The organism is Paenibacillus xinjiangensis (genome assembly GCF_059686975.1).
The window spans coordinates 96,204-113,749 of the sequence record NZ_JCAALS010000004.1; the positions used below are offsets into that span (position 1 = coordinate 96,204).

At 48.3% G+C, this 17,546-nt stretch carries 21 protein-coding genes; all 21 read right to left on the reverse strand.

Annotated features, from left to right (window positions below; genetic code table 11):
- Positions 1-53 precede the first annotated feature (53 nt).
- Positions 54-860, reverse strand: coding sequence for a tryptophan synthase subunit alpha (trpA, locus tag AC6ESP_RS05675; protein ID WP_497095718.1), 807 nt, complete (start codon positions 858-860; stop codon positions 54-56).
- Positions 847-2,052 (reverse strand): tryptophan synthase subunit beta, encoded by a 1,206-nt coding sequence (trpB, locus tag AC6ESP_RS05680; protein WP_497095719.1) that lies wholly within the window; start codon positions 2,050-2,052, stop codon positions 847-849. The genes trpA and trpB overlap by 14 nt, the downstream gene beginning before the upstream one ends.
- Positions 2,052-2,720 (reverse strand): phosphoribosylanthranilate isomerase, encoded by a 669-nt coding sequence (locus AC6ESP_RS05685; RefSeq protein WP_497095720.1) that lies wholly within the window; start codon positions 2,718-2,720, stop codon positions 2,052-2,054. Before AC6ESP_RS05685 ends, trpB begins: the two co-directional genes overlap by 1 nt.
- On the reverse strand, positions 2,720-3,514 hold the full coding sequence (trpC, locus tag AC6ESP_RS05690) for an indole-3-glycerol phosphate synthase TrpC (protein ID WP_497095721.1): 795 nt from the start codon (positions 3,512-3,514) through the stop codon (positions 2,720-2,722). Before trpC ends, AC6ESP_RS05685 begins: the two co-directional genes overlap by 1 nt.
- Positions 3,501-4,556, reverse strand: coding sequence for an anthranilate phosphoribosyltransferase (gene trpD / locus AC6ESP_RS05695; protein ID WP_497095722.1), 1,056 nt, complete (start codon positions 4,554-4,556; stop codon positions 3,501-3,503). Before trpD ends, trpC begins: the two co-directional genes overlap by 14 nt.
- A complete protein-coding gene (gene trpE, locus AC6ESP_RS05700; protein ID WP_497095723.1) occupies positions 4,553-6,118 on the reverse strand; it encodes an anthranilate synthase component I in 1,566 nt (521 codons plus the stop codon). Before trpE ends, trpD begins: the two co-directional genes overlap by 4 nt.
- A gap of 512 nt (positions 6,119-6,630) precedes the next feature.
- Complete coding sequence (aroH, locus tag AC6ESP_RS05705; RefSeq protein WP_497095724.1) at positions 6,631-6,999, reverse strand: chorismate mutase; 369 nt, start codon at positions 6,997-6,999, stop codon at positions 6,631-6,633.
- A gap of 5 nt (positions 7,000-7,004) precedes the next feature.
- A complete protein-coding gene (gene aroB, locus AC6ESP_RS05710; protein WP_497095725.1) occupies positions 7,005-8,099 on the reverse strand; it encodes a 3-dehydroquinate synthase in 1,095 nt (364 codons plus the stop codon).
- Position 8,100: 1 nt separating this feature from the next.
- Positions 8,101-9,270 (reverse strand): chorismate synthase, encoded by a 1,170-nt coding sequence (gene aroC, locus AC6ESP_RS05715; protein WP_497095726.1) that lies wholly within the window; start codon positions 9,268-9,270, stop codon positions 8,101-8,103.
- Positions 9,271-9,446: 176 nt separating this feature from the next.
- The gene (locus AC6ESP_RS05720; protein ID WP_497095727.1) at positions 9,447-9,614 is read right to left on the reverse strand and encodes a hypothetical protein; all 168 of its coding nucleotides are present in this window, start codon (positions 9,612-9,614) and stop codon (positions 9,447-9,449) included.
- A gap of 62 nt (positions 9,615-9,676) precedes the next feature.
- Positions 9,677-10,462 carry a CheR family methyltransferase gene (locus AC6ESP_RS05725; protein WP_497095728.1) on the reverse strand — a complete coding sequence of 262 codons (786 nt, stop codon included), beginning with the start codon at positions 10,460-10,462 and terminating at the stop codon, positions 9,677-9,679.
- A 34-nt stretch (positions 10,463-10,496) separates the two neighbouring features.
- Positions 10,497-10,940 (reverse strand): nucleoside-diphosphate kinase, encoded by a 444-nt coding sequence (gene ndk, locus AC6ESP_RS05730; protein ID WP_497095729.1) that lies wholly within the window; start codon positions 10,938-10,940, stop codon positions 10,497-10,499.
- Between the two features lie 25 nt (positions 10,941-10,965).
- The gene (locus AC6ESP_RS05735) at positions 10,966-11,940 is read right to left on the reverse strand and encodes a polyprenyl synthetase family protein (RefSeq protein WP_497095730.1); all 975 of its coding nucleotides are present in this window, start codon (positions 11,938-11,940) and stop codon (positions 10,966-10,968) included.
- 8 nt (positions 11,941-11,948) lie between these two features.
- On the reverse strand, positions 11,949-12,812 hold the full coding sequence (locus AC6ESP_RS05740) for a menaquinone biosynthetic enzyme MqnA/MqnD family protein (protein ID WP_497095731.1): 864 nt from the start codon (positions 12,810-12,812) through the stop codon (positions 11,949-11,951).
- Positions 12,796-13,422 (reverse strand): UbiX family flavin prenyltransferase, encoded by a 627-nt coding sequence (locus AC6ESP_RS05745; RefSeq protein WP_497095732.1) that lies wholly within the window; start codon positions 13,420-13,422, stop codon positions 12,796-12,798. Before AC6ESP_RS05745 ends, AC6ESP_RS05740 begins: the two co-directional genes overlap by 17 nt.
- 8 nt (positions 13,423-13,430) lie before the next feature.
- The gene (locus AC6ESP_RS05750; protein ID WP_497095733.1) at positions 13,431-14,306 is read right to left on the reverse strand and encodes a UbiA-like polyprenyltransferase; all 876 of its coding nucleotides are present in this window, start codon (positions 14,304-14,306) and stop codon (positions 13,431-13,433) included.
- Positions 14,303-15,019 (reverse strand): demethylmenaquinone methyltransferase, encoded by a 717-nt coding sequence (locus AC6ESP_RS05755; protein WP_497095880.1) that lies wholly within the window; start codon positions 15,017-15,019, stop codon positions 14,303-14,305. The genes AC6ESP_RS05750 and AC6ESP_RS05755 overlap by 4 nt, the downstream gene beginning before the upstream one ends.
- Before the next feature lie 11 nt (positions 15,020-15,030).
- Positions 15,031-15,900 (reverse strand): heptaprenyl diphosphate synthase component 1, encoded by an 870-nt coding sequence (locus AC6ESP_RS05760; RefSeq protein WP_497095734.1) that lies wholly within the window; start codon positions 15,898-15,900, stop codon positions 15,031-15,033.
- A 124-nt stretch (positions 15,901-16,024) separates the two neighbouring features.
- Entirely contained in the window at positions 16,025-16,606 is a 582-nt protein-coding gene (locus AC6ESP_RS05765; protein WP_497095735.1) for a hypothetical protein, read from the reverse strand.
- Between the two features lie 188 nt (positions 16,607-16,794).
- Entirely contained in the window at positions 16,795-17,016 is a 222-nt protein-coding gene (gene mtrB, locus AC6ESP_RS05770; protein ID WP_497095736.1) for a trp RNA-binding attenuation protein MtrB, read from the reverse strand.
- Positions 17,017-17,194: 178 nt separating this feature from the next.
- Positions 17,195-17,470 (reverse strand): HU family DNA-binding protein, encoded by a 276-nt coding sequence (locus AC6ESP_RS05775; protein ID WP_497095737.1) that lies wholly within the window; start codon positions 17,468-17,470, stop codon positions 17,195-17,197.
- Positions 17,471-17,546: the final 76 nt, after the last annotated feature.

The following is a 17,546-nucleotide window of genomic DNA, read 5'->3' on the forward strand; positions in this document are numbered from 1 at the left end:
CGTGAATAGAGCCTCCTGCATACTTGCCAGGAGGCTCTGTTCCATTCATTCTATTAACCCTTTAGTTCAGCAACATAATCGCCTATCTGTTTCAGTCCAGCTTCACGCTGGTCGGAATCCGCAAGCATCGGAAGAGTATCTTCGATTTTGCGAACAATTGCGCTGCCTACAACAACACCATCACATTGCTTCGAGAACCGAGCTACATGCTCACGGCTTGATATTCCGAATCCTACGGCAATCGGCAGATCGGTCGCTTCACGTACAGTTGCAAGGAATTCGTCAATGCCGGTGTGGAAGTCAGCACGTACACCGGTTACGCCAAGCGACGATACGCAGTAGACGAAGCCGCGGGCCTTGCGAGAGATACGTACGACACGATCCTTGGAAGTCGGTGCGACAAGCGGAATCAAATGCACATTCGCTGCCTCAGCCAACTGACGAACCTCCTCATCCTCTTCAATCGGCAGATCAGGTATAATAAGTCCGTCAATCCCCTTCTGTTTCACCAGCTTCATGAATGCTTCAAGTCCGAACTGAAGCACCGGATTGAAGTAAGTAAACAGAATGAAAGGCAGCTTGACCCCTGCTTCACGTGCAGCAGCAGCTGTCTCAATCACATCTCTAATCGAGATGCGATTGATTAATGCCCGTTCAGAGGCTCGCTGAATGACTGGACCATCAGCAAGCGGATCGGAGTAAGGAACACCCAGCTCAATCAGATCTGCACCAGATTCCTCCAGCTTTTGGACAATGGCGATTGTAGTCTGAACATCCGGGTCACCAACTGTAATAAATGGAATGAGAGCTGTTTTCCCCTCTTCCTTAAGTCTTGCAAATGTAGAATCAATGAGATTCATTGTTCGCACCTCCGAGATAGCCCATAATGGCTTCTACATCTTTATCGCCACGGCCAGATAAGCTGACGACGATTACTTGGTCCTTATTCAGCGTTGGAGCAAGCTTCATCGTCTGTGCAATGGCATGCGCCGACTCTAGGGCAGGAATGATGCCTTCTGTGCGTGACAGCAGCTGCAGGCCTTCTAGAGCCTCCGCATCCGTAATCGGAACATACTCAGCACGACCCGAATCCTTCAAGTAAGAATGCTCCGGACCTATGCCAGGATAATCAAGTCCAGCCGAAATCGAATGCGCCGGTAGTACTTGCCCATGTTCGTCCTGAAGCAAATAACTGAGCGAGCCTTGGAATACGCCGTGACTGCCTTTGGTCATGGTCGCTGCATGCTCATCCGTATCTACACCGCGCCCTGCGGCCTCAACTCCGATAAGCTTAACGGAATCATCCTCAATGAACGGATAGAAAATGCCGATTGCATTGCTTCCGCCCCCAACTGCTGCAACAACATAATCGGGAAGCCTTCCTTCATCAGTCAGAATCTGCTGACGAGCTTCATCGCCTATAATCCGTTGGAAGTCCCTTACCATCATCGGATAAGGATGTGGTCCTGTTGCTGAGCCTAGAATGTAATACGTGTCATTCACATTGCTGACCCAGTAACGAAGAGCCTCATTGCAAGCATCTTTGAGCGTACGCGTACCGGACAGTACAGGCACTACTTCAGAACCAAGCAGCTTCATTCGGAATACATTCAGCTGCTGACGCTTCGTATCTTCTTCACCCATGAATACCTTGCACTCAAGCCCAAGCAGCGCAGCTACTGTAGCCGAAGCTACACCGTGCTGTCCAGCGCCGGTCTCGGCAATAATCTTCGGCTTACCCATCCGCTTGGCAAGTACACCTTGACCAATCGTATTGTTTATTTTGTGGGCACCAGTATGGTTAAGATCCTCACGCTTCAAGTATATTTTGGCTCCGCCCAGATGCTCACTGAGGCGTTCTGCGTAATAGAGCGACGTAGGACGGCCAGAATATTTATGCAGCAGGTAACGAATCTCATCCTGAAATTGAGCGTCCTTAGAGTAGTGTTTGTAGGCTTCTTCTAATTCGAGGAGCGCGTTCATTAGTGTTTCCGGTACGTAACGTCCACCGAACTTACCGAAGCGTCCTTTGTCATCTGGCAGCTGAGTCATTATGCCAACACCTTCCCAACAAATTGTCTGATTTTGAAAATATCCTTGCGTCCTTCTGTCTCCACACCGCTAGACACATCTATACCATCGGGAGTATACCCGCTCAGCAGCTCATTCACATTGCCTTCATGCAGACCTCCAGCAACATAGAGCTGCGCTCCTATTGCAATGGCAGCCTCTCTATATTGCGCGATTACGCCCCAATCGAAGGTCTGACCAGTACCGCCGCCCGCTGTATCAATTAGGACAGCATCGACAGCACCCTTATATGGAGCAAGCTTATCAGCAGCTTTTGTACCGTCATCAGACTGTCCGCCAATAGAGAACACTTTCCAAACCTTTACCGGCAGTGCATTCTTAATGGAATGCGCAAGCTCGGGGGTTTCCTGTCCGTGCAGCTGAATAACATCAAGCGGGGCAACTGCAATAATCTCGCGCAGCTGCTCAAGATCAGCATTAACGAATACGCCAACCGTCTGCGGCCTCAAGCCGTCCGCTGTTCGCAGCTGTTGTGCAGCATTAATTAATTCTGCCGCAAGAGCAGGCTCAACCTGCCGCTTGCTTGGAGCAAAGACAAAGCCTATCTCATGAATAGGCAGACCATCCATTGCAGCAATCGTATCGGTATCCTTCAATCCACATATTTTGATACGCGGGATATCCGTCATTAGCCCTTCACCGTTCCCATGAGATCAATGATCGCTTGGCCAGCATCCGGTTGACGCATGAAATGCTCTCCGATAAGGACGCCCTGGGCACCAACGGACTTCAAATAATCCATATCAGCTGTACCTGCAATGCCGCTCTCACTAATGACCGTCACACCCTTCGGCATGAGGCCAATCAGCTGCTCTGTTGTATGGAGATCGGTTACGAATGATTTCAAATCACGGTTATTAACCCCAATGAGCGTTGCTTTATCCAGCTCGAGCACTTGCTCCAGCTCCTCGCGGTTATGCACTTCAACAAGCACATCCATACCGAGCGATTTAGCTATGTCATATAATTCAGACAGCTCCGCTTGCGTCAGGATCGCTGCAATGAGCAGAATTGCATCTGCGCCAATTAGGCGAGCTTCGTACACTTGACGATAATCAATAATGAAATCCTTGCGCAGGAGCGGCACTTGAACGGTATTGTGGATTAACGTCAGATACTCGTTCGAGCCTTGAAAATAATCAACATCGGTCAGCACTGATATGCAATCTGTACCTGCACGTTCATAAGCGAGTGCAAGCTCTGCCGGGTGAAAATCTGCCCGAATCAGACCTTTCGAAGGCGAAGCCTTCTTCACTTCAGCAATCAGACCGAGCTCTCTCTTACGCCCAGTGGTGAGCGCCTTCTCGAAGCCACGGCATGCAGACAGCTCCGAAATTTGACGTTCGTATTCAGACAGATGGAATTGATCAGCAAGCAGTCCGACTTCATTCCGCTTGGTATTTACGATTTTATCCAGAAACATGTGTCAACTCTCCTGTCGTTTGTATGAGATTACGCAGCTGCAGCTCGGATCTACCCGAATCAATGACTTCGGCTGCTATTGCCGCACCTTCAGCAAGCGTCTCTGCCATGCCTCCAACATATATACAAGCACCCGCGTTAGCCAGCACTATATCTCGATAAGCACCACGCTGTTCCCCGCTGAATATAGCCTGAATTAACGAAGCGTTCTCCTGAGCGCTGCCGCCCATGACTTCTTCAATGGGATAACGGGATAAGCCCATCTCCTCTGGCGTAAGTTCGAACGTGCGAACTTGACCATCAAGAAGCTCTGATATTTGGGTTGGGGCAGAAATACTGATCTCATCCAATCCATCAAGACTGCTTACAACCATCGCTCTCTTGACGCCTAGCTCTCCAAGCACCTCCGCTACGGTCTCCGTCTTCGTCGAATCATATAATCCGAGAAGCTGACGGTCCGCTCCAGCAGGATTCGTTAGCGGGCCAAGCATATTGAAGATCGTTCGAATGCCCAGCTCTCGACGAGGAACTGCGGCATGCTTCAGGGATGGATGATACAGCTGCGCGAACATAAAGCAGATCCCAATCCGATTCAAGCATTCGGACGCTTGCTCCGGCGTAAGCGTAATTTGAACGCCAAGAGCTTCAAGAACATCTGCGCTTCCTGCTTTGCCAGACATTGCCCGATTGCCGTGCTTGGCAACACGAATGCCAGCTGCAGAAGCAATGATGGAAGAAGCTGTCGAGATATTGAACTTATGAATGCCTGATCCGCCTGTTCCGCAAGTATCCAGCAGCCCTTCCTGTTTCGTCTGCACATGACTGGAATGAGCTCTCATCACTTCAGCAAATCCTGTAATTTCTTCCTTGGTTTCGCCTTTCATCCGAAGAGCCGTAACTACACCAGCAATCTGAGCCGGTGTAGCTTCCCCATTCATAATAATCTCCATCACACCTCGGGATTCTTCCCTAGTGAGATCAGCACTGCCGATCAGCTTATTCAGCGCGCTTGCCATTGTCACAGCTTGGGTTATTAGAGTCATGGTCTAGGCACCTCCCCAGAGCTCACATAATAATCGGTGTTAATTGCACTAGCCGTATCCGCAGCTTTTTTGCCGAAAATAATCTCTGCCGCACGGATTGCTTTGAGCAGCGCTTTCGCTTTGTTGACGGTCTCCATATATTCACTCTCTGGAACGGAGTCCCATACGATGCCTGCTCCGCTCTGCACGTAGGCTCTGCCGTTCTTGAATATAATGGTACGAATTGTGATACAAGTGTCCATTGAGCCACCGAAGCCTAGATAACCGATAGCCCCTGCATATGCGCCGCGCGCTTCATTCTCAAGCTCAGCAATAATCTGCATCGCCCGAAGCTTCGGAGCTCCTGACACCGTTCCTGCTGGCAGGCAGGACAAGAAAGCATCGAAGAAATCTTTATCCTCACGAAGCTTGCCAGACACATTCGATACGATGTGCATCACATGCGAGTAGCGCTCGATCTCCATGAAGGAGTCGCAGCGTACCGATCCGAATTCAGATACGCGTCCGATATCGTTACGGCCCAGATCAACAAGCATGAGATGCTCAGCCCGCTCCTTCTCATCAGCTAGAAGCTCCAGCTCCAGCGCCTTGTCTTCCTCCGGCGTGCGTCCTCTAGGCCGTGTTCCGGCAATCGGCCTCGTCTCCAGCTTGTCACCGTTCACCTTCACTAGCGCCTCAGGCGACGTACCGACGATAACCTCTTCTCCCATTTTCAAATAATACATGTAAGGAGATGGATTCATCGTGCGCAATACACGATATACATGAAGCGGATCAATGTCTGTCTCAATATTGAAGCGCTGGGATAGCACCACCTGGAAAATATCTCCTGCACGAATGTATTCTTTGGATTTATCCACATTGGCGATGAACTGTTCTTTGGTCAAGTTGGACTCGATATGTCCTAGCTCCGGATCGACCGCCGTCGATGCCCCTGTCGTAACCGGGATCGCAATCGGCTGCTGCAGCCTTTCAATGGTGGCATCAATCTTCGCTGTCGCACGCGCATAGGCTTCTTCAATGGCAGAATCCGTTGCAATTTGCGGAATATGAACATTGCCGATTATTTGAATCTGCTGCTTGAAGTGATCGAATACAATAACCTGATCACAGAACATGAACTGCAGATCATTCATTTGGAGATCATCAATCCGATGAGCTGGAAGGTTCTCATAATATTGCAGTAGGTCATAGCCGAAGAAACCGATTGCTCCCCCAGTAAATGGTGGCAGGTCTGGCATCGCCGGACTGCGGAACGAGCGCAAATGCCCTTTGAGAAGCTCAATCGGCTTATCACCGAACGTTTGCTTCACACCGTTATGCTCCAGCACCATCTCGCCATTCTTGCCGTACAGCATCATGAATGGGTCTGTGCCAATGAAGGAATGTCTGGCCCATTTCACTCCGCCCTCTACGCTTTCGAGCAGAAACGCATGATCTTCTTTGGCAAAATGCTGGAATAAGCGAATTGGCGTTTCCGTATCCGCCATCATATAGCGGACTATTGGGATAAGATTATAAGATCCGGCAAGCTTCTTTACTTGTTGCAGTTCACTGTTCATTAGAGGTCCTCCTAAAGGTTTTGCTTGGCAAGCTTTACCGGATGCAGTGTCCGCTACGTAGACGAATCACTCTTCCGATCGCTGTTGTCCACGAATTTCTTCATTTCAGACCGCTTCAGCGGTTGAAATTCGTGGACAAAGGCGAACGCTACGCTTCTCCAGAGTGATTACGTCTTCTTCGCTGCACTGACTACCACAATGAAAGCCTTGCGAGAGCTGGCACCGTTTCTTCGGGTGGGTTATAACAAAAAAAGCCCCTGCCGAAGCAGGGGCGTTGATTAAGATGATAACGAAAGTGATTGCGCACAAATAAAGAATAGACCAAGGGCGTCAATGATCAAGGAAAATAAGAAATAATCCTCGCCCCTATGGAACGTAGTCTCTATTGTACTGCACTCTGCTCTGCTCTACTCATCTCTACTCAACTAAAAGCCTGCTTACCTACTAAATGCTCACTAATCTATGCTCACTGTCATGTCTCAATATACAACACGATTCCGCTAATCGTCAACCTATGCTTTTGATAAATCAGGACGAAGCGCTTTGGCCCCGCCGAGGTATACGTGATTGATCTCGGCTTGGCCTTTGTCTGTGTTCACGAGCAGCATGAAGCGGATACAACGCTCTAGACTGCCTTTAACCGGAACCTCAAGCGCACACATAAGGGGTACAAGCTCCCAGCCTGACATTTGGCGAATTGCACTTGCCGGGAAGGTGGAATCCAGATCATTCGTAACCGTAATTAATAGACTGCAAATATCTTCAGGAACGATTGCATTTTCTTGTACAACTTGATTAAGCAGCTCAAGCGTTGCTTTTAATATCAGCTGCTGCTCATTCACATCTACGGTTATCGCACCGCGAATTCCTCTAACACTCATGCTGCTTAAGCCTCCTCTTTCAATTGCTCGACGATTTCCCTGATCCATGCTGCAGGGACGTCCTTCTTGATCTCAACTTCTCCGATTGCTGTTGGTACGACGAACACCATCGTGCTCTCACTGAACTTTTTGTCATGCATCATGGCATCCATAATCGCATCCACATCGTATTCAGCCGGTAGTATAACAGGCAGTCCACACTTCGCAAGCACTCGCTTCGTAACCGTGTACACCTCTTCAGATGCCCCGTAACGTACGCCAAGCTTTGCTGACCCGACCATACCAATAGCAATGGCTTCGCCATGCAGAACCTTATTGTAGCCCCCTACAGCTTCAATAGCATGACCAATCGTGTGACCTAGGTTCAAGATAGCGCGCAAATCATTCTCTCTCTCATCTTGTGAGACTACGGAGGCTTTCACGCTGCAACCTTTGTATAGGGCATAGCCAAGCGCATCCGGCTCTAGAGCTAGAAGCTTATCCGCATTCTCTTCAAACCACTTTACGAAGGAAGCATCCCAGATCAGTCCATGCTTCACAGCCTCAGCTAGGCCAGCGCTTACCTCACGGGACGGCAGAGATTGAAGTGTTTTCAGATCATAGAGCACCAATTCAGGCTGATGGAAGGCACCGATAATGTTCTTGGCTAATGGATGGTTGACCGCAACCTTGCCGCCAACACTGCTGTCATGCGCCAATATCGTCGTTGGAATCTGTACGAACTTAATTCCGCGCATATACGATGCGGCAACATAGCCTGCAAGATCACCTACTACACCGCCACCTAGTGCAACGATTGTAGACTTGCGGTCAAGTCCAGCCTCTAGAGCTTTTGTTACAAGCTGCTCCAGCTGGGATAAGGATTTGGAGCCTTCACCGTTAGGAACAACCGCGCTTGCGACCATATACCCTCCAGCCCGCAGCTGATTCACAAGCTTCTCCAAATAAATTGGAGCTACCCTCGTATCTGTAATAATAAGAAGCGGAGATTTGGTACTAATCTCATGCTTAATGAAGTAAGAAGCAGCCTCCTCCAAGAGACCCTCCCCGATATATATGGGATACGAGCGTTCACCTAATTCAACCTTAAGCTCCCTCATATTAGTACCGTCCTAATTGTTCTAAGTAGTTATTCAAGTTCGCGCGAATCTCTTCTACTGAATCCCCACCGAACTTCTCCAGGAAGGCTCTCGCAACTTCCCATGCCACAACATGCTCCATTACGACGCTTGCCGCAGGAACCGCGCAGCTGTCCGAACGTTCCACTTGTGCAGTGAAAGGCTCCTTCGTGTCGATATCAACGCTGCGAAGAGGCTTGTAGAGCGTAGGGATCGGCTTCATCACGCCGCGCACGACGATTTGCTCACCATTCGTCATCCCGCCTTCAAACCCGCCTAGACGGTTAGATGCGCGGATATACCCCTTCTCTTCATCATATAGAATTTCGTCATGCACCTGAGAACCGCGAAGCTTAGCCGCCTCAAACCCGATACCGATCTCACAGCCCTTGAACGCATTGATCGATACGACTGCCCCAGCAATGCGAGAATCCAGCTTGCGATCCCATTGCACATGGCTGCCAAGTCCGATAGGCACACCTTCAACAATACACTCCACAATTCCACCGATGGAATCGCCTTCAGCTTTGATCTGATCGATATAAGCTGTCATCTTCTCTTCCGTCTCTTTATCAACGACCCGTACAGGAGATTCCTCCGTCAGTCGGATCAATTCATCAACCGGCAGCTGATTAGCTGGCGCTTCGATCTCGCCGATGCGAATCACTTGGCCCGCTACCTTGATGCCGAACTCAGACAACAGCTGACGAGCCACAGCTCCGACTGCTACACGAGCTGCAGTCTCGCGTGCACTGGAGCGCTCCAGCACATTACGTAGATCCTTCAAATTATATTTCAATCCGCCATTCAGGTCCGCATGTCCTGGTCTTGGACGATGCACCCGGCGTTTCTCTTCATCTCCGCCTTCAATAGGCTCGATATTCATAACATTAGTCCAATGCTTCCAGTCATTGTTCTCTACGATAAGAGCTACTGGTCCGCCAGTTGTCCGTCCATGACGAACGCCTCCGACAATATTCGCCTTATCCTTCTCGATTTGCATCCGACGGCCGCGACCATGACCCTTCTGACGGCGCTCTAGCTGAAAGTTGACTTCCTCGAAATTAATGGTCAGATTACTTGGCAGTCCCTCGATAATAGCAGTCAATTGGGGACCATGTGTTTCTCCCGCTGTCAAATAACGTAAACTCAACTTAAAGCTCCTCCTTCAAGCTAGCCTTTACTGCGCCAGCTTCCCCGAAACATCTTTGCTCATTATAGTACAGCCTCGATAGTTTGACAAGAAATGCTACCCTAGCTGCGGCACCCTTAGACGCAACAAAAAAGGCAGGCATATCGCCTGCCTTACCTTTAATATTGACCTGTTGTCTAGCTGTTCACTGAGCGTTTGACGAGCAGAGCCGCTGACTCTGCCGCCAGCCGTGGATCATTCACAAGACCAGACATTTGTCGGTTGTCCAGCCCAAGAATTTGCGCACATTCCTGAATGGATACGAATCCGCTTCGGTACGCATTAATTACTTTTCGCTTGTCCATTGTCATCCTCCATAGCAGTGTCTCTTAGCACTAGTATTGGAGAAGTTGGAAAGCCATATACATTATTTCAAGCTTCGTCTATAAAAGAATGTATCTGCCGTCTCGAAGCCGTACTGAGAAGGTGAGAAAATCTGCTCCGTACTGCCAACGAACAAGAGTCCGCCAGGTCGAAGGGCTTGGGCAAATTTATGATACAATAAGTGCTTGGCTTCTTCTGTGAAATAGATCATGACGTTCCTGCAGACAATGAGATCAAATGTGCTGTCGAACGTATCATGGAGCAGATTCTGCTGCTTGAATGTAATCGCCTGCTTCAGATGCTCAGAGATAGCGAATGCGCCATCCTCCGCCTTAAAATATTTGTCCTTGCAATTCGCTGGCACATCACGCAATGAACGCTCCAAATATTGCCCCTCCATTGCCTTCTGAAGCACAACAGCATCAAGATCAGTCGCAATAATCTTCGAACGGCCTAGAGCATTCAGCTCAGACAAAATCATTGCAATGGTATAAGGCTCTTCACCCGTTGAACATGCCGCACTCCATACCTTAATATTCGAGCCGCCTTGCAGCATTTGTGGGAAGAACTGCTGCTGCAGCACTTCCCAACGATTCGGGTTGCGCCAAAACTCAGATACATTGATCGTCATCCGATCAAGGAATTCATTCAATAAGCTGCGGTTGTTCTCAATCGCTCGCCAATAGAGCTCGAAGGTATCGAAGCCATGCTTTTGTCGCAGCGTCGTGAGCCTGCGTTTCATCTGCGCTTCCTTGTACTGCGATAGATCGATATTCGTCTTTTCCTTCATCTTCTTGACAAAGGTTTCGAAATCAACATCCTGTGACATATGCGCCCCCCGTTATGGCAGCGTCCTTCTGGTCTTAGATCCAGCGCTGCATCGTATGTTCGTATTCTACTAGTTGATCGGGAGTAAAGAATATGCCAATTTCTCGAGCTGCACTCTCTGCAGAGTCAGAGCCATGAATCAAATTAAGATTGGTATGTATGGCATAGTCTGAACGGATCGTTCCAGGTTGAGCCTCAACCGCATTCGTCTTCCCAATGAGGGCTCTTGTTAATGCAATAACGTTATCACCTTTCCACACCATCGCAAATACAGGGCCGGAGGTTACAAAATCAAGAAGCGGCTCATAAAAAGGCTTTCCTTCATGCTCGGCATAATGACGTTCAGCAAGCTCGCGGCTAACAGCCATGAACTTAGCAGCTACGAGCTGCAGGCCCTTCTTCTCGAATCTGGATACGATCTCTCCGATTAATCCGCGTTGGACGCCATCAGGTTTAATCATCAGAAATGTTTGTTCCATCATTATCCTCCCTTTCATTCACAGCTTAGTAATTACGTTTGCCGACAAAGTGTGCAATATCGATCAAGTTCTTCTTCGCCCCGATGCTTGGCAAATCCTCTAATGCATGAAGAGCTTTTTCAATATATCTTGTAGCCATCTGGTCAGCGATCTGAACTCCACTGCTGCTTTTAATAAGCGCTATAGCTGACTTCGTATCCACTTCTCCATTGAATTGCTTGATTCGTGCAATTTCTAGTAGCAGCGGCTCACGCACCTTGACATCCTGAAGGGCCAGAATGACAGGCAGTGTAATATTGCCTTGACGAATATCCGAGCCTGGCGGCTTGCCAATCTGCTTCTGTGTTCCGAACAAATCGAGCAAGTCATCACGAATCTGGAAAGCCATACCGACATTATAACCATACCGGTACATTGCATTAACCGTCTTCCTATCTGCTTCTGAGGCTGCTGCTCCAAGCTGACAGCTTACAGCGATGAGAAGAGCCGTCTTCCGCCGAATACGAAGCAGATAATTTCGAATGCTCTGATCGGTATTGAAGAAGAATCGGATTTGCTCCATCTCTCCAATACTCATCTGGACTAGCGCTTTTGCGAGCATCTGATGAATAAAAGGATTCTTAATTTCTGTAGCAATCGTCAGCGCCTTGCCAAAAATATAATCTCCCGTATACATGGCAATACGGTTGTCCCACTTGGACTTAACCGTCAATTGACCACGCCGAGTAGATGCATCATCGATAACATCGTCATGCACAAGGGAGGACATATGTATGAGTTCAAGCGGAACCGCTATTTTCTTCAATACATCAAGGTTATATTGGCCGAACTTGCCTGACAAGAGAACAAAAACGGGCCGAAGCCGCTTCCCCCCTGCTTTGAGCAGATGAAGCGAGGCTTCGCTTAGGACAGCATCATCGAATGTGACACTGCGCTCAAGCTCTTGTTCGATCTGGCTAATATCACCTTTTAATTTCGCAAAAATGTCTAGTAGTTTCATTCCTTCACCTATTCGGCAGATTCGTCTTCATATATAAACCTTAGAGCTACATCCTTCTCAAGAAGCCCAAGCTCCTGTGCATATCGGAAGTACAAAGTAAGACCTTCCTGCTGCTTGCGACCAAAATGGTACTGCAGGTTCTTGAAATACATGTTCCAATAAGCAGGAGTTCCTCCCAGCTCTGAGCATGCTTTATCGACTAATGGTGTTAAATCACTTAAGCTCCTATGCTTGCTGGCAAGCAACGCATCGTAGAGAGAGCTTAGTTCTGATGGATACAAATCGGCGGTTTCCTTGCGAGCAGCGACTACCGCGTAAGTCATGGCAAGCCCCGTCCACGCATTCCACACACCACCAAGATCAATCACTTGTCTGCCTTTTTCTTCCCAGGACGCATGAATGGCCGTATCCCCAATGAGCAGAGCTGCATCGGCGTTCGCCAGCATATGTTCCAAATCAGGCTCGGCCGCCTCATATACGGGATCGAGCTCATAATACTTCGTCATTAATATTTTGAGCAGATTAACCGAAGTTGCTGAGGTCGTCGTAACCGCGATGCGCTTAGGAGGATTCGTCTCAATGGGCTCCTTCAGAAATAACAATATTGAATGCACATTGCCCTCTGAACCAACTGAGAGGTTAGGCAGAAGTACATAGTCCTCACTATTCTTCCCATAGGAATAAGAAGAAATCGCAGATACCTGCAAGCCGCCTTCCTGCAGCATCTGGTTCAATTGTGCAGGCACCTTCGATACGACTTGAATATCTGTCTTAGAATCGCTGATGAAGCTGTCTAAATGATGAAACAACGGCCAGGCATTGGCATAATCAATTCGTCCGACGACGAGAGGCTCATTAGGATTGATGCTCATGCTGTTCATCTCCCCATCTTCTGTACAGGTCATGCTCGATGGACATATTGTCCATCACTTTTCCAACCATGAAATTAATCATCTCATCCATCGATTGAGGCTTATTATAAAAAGCCGGCATAGCTGGAATCATCGTAACACCTAAGCGCGATAAGGCAAGCATATTCTCTAGGTGAATCGCATGCAGCGGAGTCTCCCTCGGCATGAGAATTAGCCTGCGGCCTTCCTTCAGCATAACATCCGCCGCCCTTGCGAGCAGATCATCCGATATGCCATGCGCGATAGTCGCCAGTGTTCCCATCGAGCAAGGAACGACTGCCATGCCTTCTACTCGGAAGGAGCCGCTTGCAATCGTTGCGCCTATATCAGCATTCGGATGGAAGATGAGTGTGCCGGAATCCAGTGCGCTGCCGAAATGCTGTTCAATAGCCGCTTGCCTGCGTGCAGCCTCCCAGCCAAGCTCTTCCTTCAGAACACGCCAGCCCGCTTCCGTAACGACCAGATGTACGAGGTAGTCAGCTTTTAACAGCTCCTCAATAAGGCGAATGCCATAGATGGAACCGCTGGCACCTGTTATACCGACCACCCAACGCTTGCGCTTGCTGGACACTGGCAGGCCTACCACTGGTGAAGCACCAGCAAGTCAAATATTGTGAACACGAACAATACCACGCTTAACGTTCCGTTCATCCCGAAGAAGGCCAGTTGAACACGGGACAGATCATCTGGCTTAACAAGGAAATGCTGATAGAACAAAATAAGGATTGAAAGAATCGTACCTGCTAAGTATGCCCAGCTGAGGTCTGTTAACCAGAATAAAGTCATAAATCCGATTGCCGTAACGATGTGGAATGCTCTTGCAATCCACAAAGCCTTCGCGATTCCGAATCGAGCTGGTATCGAATGTACGCCTGATTTGCGGTCAAACTCAAAATCCTGTGTGGCATATACAATATCGAAGCCGGCAATCCATAGTGCTATGGTAATATAGAGAATCCACGCTGCTATGTCGAAGGAGCCTGTAACAGCAACCCATCCACCTAGAGGAGATAAGCCAATCGTTAATCCAAGCACGACATGGCACAGCCAAGTAAAGCGCTTCGTGTAAGAATACAGCACAAGCAATACAACTGCTATCGGCATAAGCTTCATTGCTATCGGATGAAGATTCGCAGCAGCGATAAAGAGAATGGCGAAGGTAACGATGATGAATAGCAGCACTTCCGCTGATTTCAATAGTCCAGCTGGTAAAGCTCTGCTCTCCGTACGCGGGTTACGCAGATCAATCGCCTTGTCGATTAGTCGATTCAAGCTCATCGCAGCGCTGCGAGCTCCGAACATGGCAAGAGCAACCCAGCCAATCTCAGCCCAAGTAGGCAATCGCTTCTCCATCACAACGGCACCGAGCACGGCACCCATAAAAGCAAAAGGCAATGCGAACACGGTGTGTTCAAATTTGATCATTTCTAGAATAGTTCGTAGTTTGCGAATCATTGCTGCTTCTTCTCCTTTGTAGCTAAATGCAGTGCAGCGATTCCCCCCGTTAGAGGGAATGCTTTCACTTGCCCAAGACCTGCCTTGCGGAATAACTCCGATAATTGCTTAAGGTCAGGGAAAACTTTCAGGGAGTCCGGGAGCCATTTGTATTGCTGGAAGCTCTTAGCTACCAGTTTGCCGAGCAGCGGCAATATCCGCTCGAAATACAAATAATACACGAACTTGAATGGCTGCCAATCCGGCTTGGACAGCTCCAAGCATACAACCTGTCCGCCCGGCTTAACGACGCGCTCCATCTCCTCAAGCACCTGTAGGAAATCAGGGACATTCCTTAGTCCGAATCCAATCGTTACGTAATCAAAAGAATTATCATCGAAGGGAAGCTTCATCGCATTGCCTTGAATTAAAGTGATCTGCTTGTTAAGTCCTTGTTTATTAATCTTAACTGCACCCACATCAAGCATGTTCTGGCTGAAATCAAGACCCGTGATATGGCCTGTACCGCTTGCCTCAGCAAGTGCTATGGTCCAATCGCAGGTTCCACAGCAAAGATCGAGCGCTGTCTCGCCCTTTTGGATATTCATTTTGCGCATCGTAAACTTCCGCCAAGCCTTGTGCCTGCGGAAGCTAAGTAGATCATTCATTAAATCATATTTGGGAGCGATGCTCTCAAATACAGCATGTACATGCTCTTTCGAGTTCGTATCCATCTTTGCTTCCGTCACCTCAATTCGTTAACAACAGCAGTCGTTTCTTCCTGGCTGCCCAGGAACGTCTCTGTAATCTGATATAGTTCACTGACAAGCTCGTCCGTTCCGAGTTTAGAGGCAGCCGAGCGCACGCCATTGACTGCTAATACAAGCCTCGCTCTCAGCTTCCCGCTGATATCATACTTCTCTAGTAAGAGGTGAATGAGAGTCAGATCTCCCAGACCCGCTTCGAGCTGCGCTTTCTCTTCCTCCGTACCTTCCTCCAGAACATGCCAATAAGCCCAGCTCATATGAAACCGGCTCGGCGATTTGCTTCTGGATAGTTCCTCCAGAATAACTTCACAGCGGCTGAGTCCGTTCAGCAGCTCCGACCACAATCTGGCGAATACGCCCTCAAGCATCTCGGCAAACACCTGGAATAATTCACTCTTGAGCTCCACCATTTGATTCAAATAGTGCTCAGCGGATAATTTGTTCTGCTTCATAGTTAAGTATAAGTTCATTTTCAATCGATTAACCTCGCAGACAGCTGCACTTAACCTCGCAACCATCTCCACTTGACCAGCTCCAGACAATAGCTGATAGAAATGCGTACTGAAGTAATCGCCTGCAAGCACCTGCATCTGCCGAGAGCGCATTTCCTGCTCTAGTCGTTTGTCCGTTTCCGTGTCGATCAGATCATGCGTATCCATCCCGAGCTGCACGAGCGATGCAGCAAGCGTGTACAGCTCACTGTTGTTTTCTATGGCATGCTGCTGATTGAGAAATAAGTACGTCAGCCTGAGCCGAGCATCTGGGTAAGCTGGTAGTTCTGTGTGAAGCTGAATCATGTCATAATCTACATATTTTTTTGCAATTTCATGGACACGGTATGGTTTCATGGGGTAAGCCTCCGAAGAGAGAAGCAGATATCGCCGCTCAATAATCTAAACTATTATAGCACAACTTTATGAAAGAGCATACGATTCAGCCCACTGCATCTCGCTGCAGCTCATTAGCATGTTATTATGAGGATTGCAGCGGTACAGCCGTGTAACTGTTAACGCGGCCATATTTCTTTTCCCAAGCAGAAGTGAAACTGATCCGCAGCCTTTTTTTCCACAAGTCGTCATGCAGAGGATCAGCGCTGCTCAAATGATCGAATTGATCATACAGCCAGCTGTCCGTTCTTCTGACATCGGCTGCGAACAGCAAGCTGGACTTAATGGGTACCTGCGTTTCCGTATCTACGAACCGAATAAGCAGTCGATTGACATTCTCCATCTGTATAAAGGATAACCGAATGATCTTCTCCATATCATCGAACCACTGCTCGGCGGGTGTCTCGGTATCGCTATCGACCATGAATTCGAGCGAGAGGATCGCATGATCCCACTCCACCTTCGTGATACGTCCAGACAGCTGTAGACCAACTATGACATCCACAAGATTGCTATTGCTGAGCCTCTTGACTGCAGCAGGATGAAAGACTGCAACCTCTTCCTTGCTCCTCCATGGTGCTTCGCCGGAATGAGGCAGCCAGGACAGCGATAAGGTAATTACCAGCGTTGCAGCAAATGCTACCATATATGGTTTTAAGATACGCATCCTCTATTCCTCCATGCAGCAGGCTGTATTTGAACATATGTACTTGTACACTCAAATATGGACGAACCTGAATATCCCCATATCCCATTGTACAACCAAATACAGAAAGCTATGCCTGCAGACAAAAAAACTCCCATTCTGCTCGTTGGCAGGAGGGAGTCTTGGTTCTGGCTGTGCTTTATGCAATCTTATTGATCGGTTTCCATCGTACCGTATTTCGTCATAACAATGGCTTTGCCGCGAATCTTAATGGCAGAGGTATGATTAGTGAACTGGGCGATCATAATTTCATTCTTGTCCAGCTTCTCAGTGTGATGGAACTTCGTATCTTGCCCTCGTGTCAAGCCGATGACTTGAACACCTTGATCTTTTGCTTTTATGACTATGTAATCACCTTGATTAGGTTCCATCTGTAAACCCTCCTTGTACAGCTAACATACCATAGGTATGCCTTGGTCAGTATTATTCATTATAAAAGGGTCCTACCTACTTGTAAAGCAGCAGTTCCGCTAAGCCCCCACTATAACGAAAGCGCCCGAACGTTATCGTCCGGACGCTTGTGTGGAACTTAATTCGTTATACTTATACTTAATTGGACACGAGGTCTTTAAGAGATTTACCGGGTTTAAAAGCAGGCATTTTGCTTGCTGCGATATCAATCTCTTCACCAGTTTGCGGGTTGCGTCCTTTACGGGCTTGGCGTTCACGAACCTCGAAGTTGCCGAAGCCTACCAGTTGAACCTTGTCACCGCTCTGAAGAGCATCGGAAATAGCATCGAATACAGCATCTACTGCTTTCGTTGCATCTTTCTTAGACAGATCAGACAATTCAGCTACTTTGGAAATCAAATCAGTTTTATTCATTGTTTCACCTCCCTGAAGGTAATTGAGAGTCATCTTATCCCTCTTATTCACTGAAAACTTCAAAAATATACCTTTT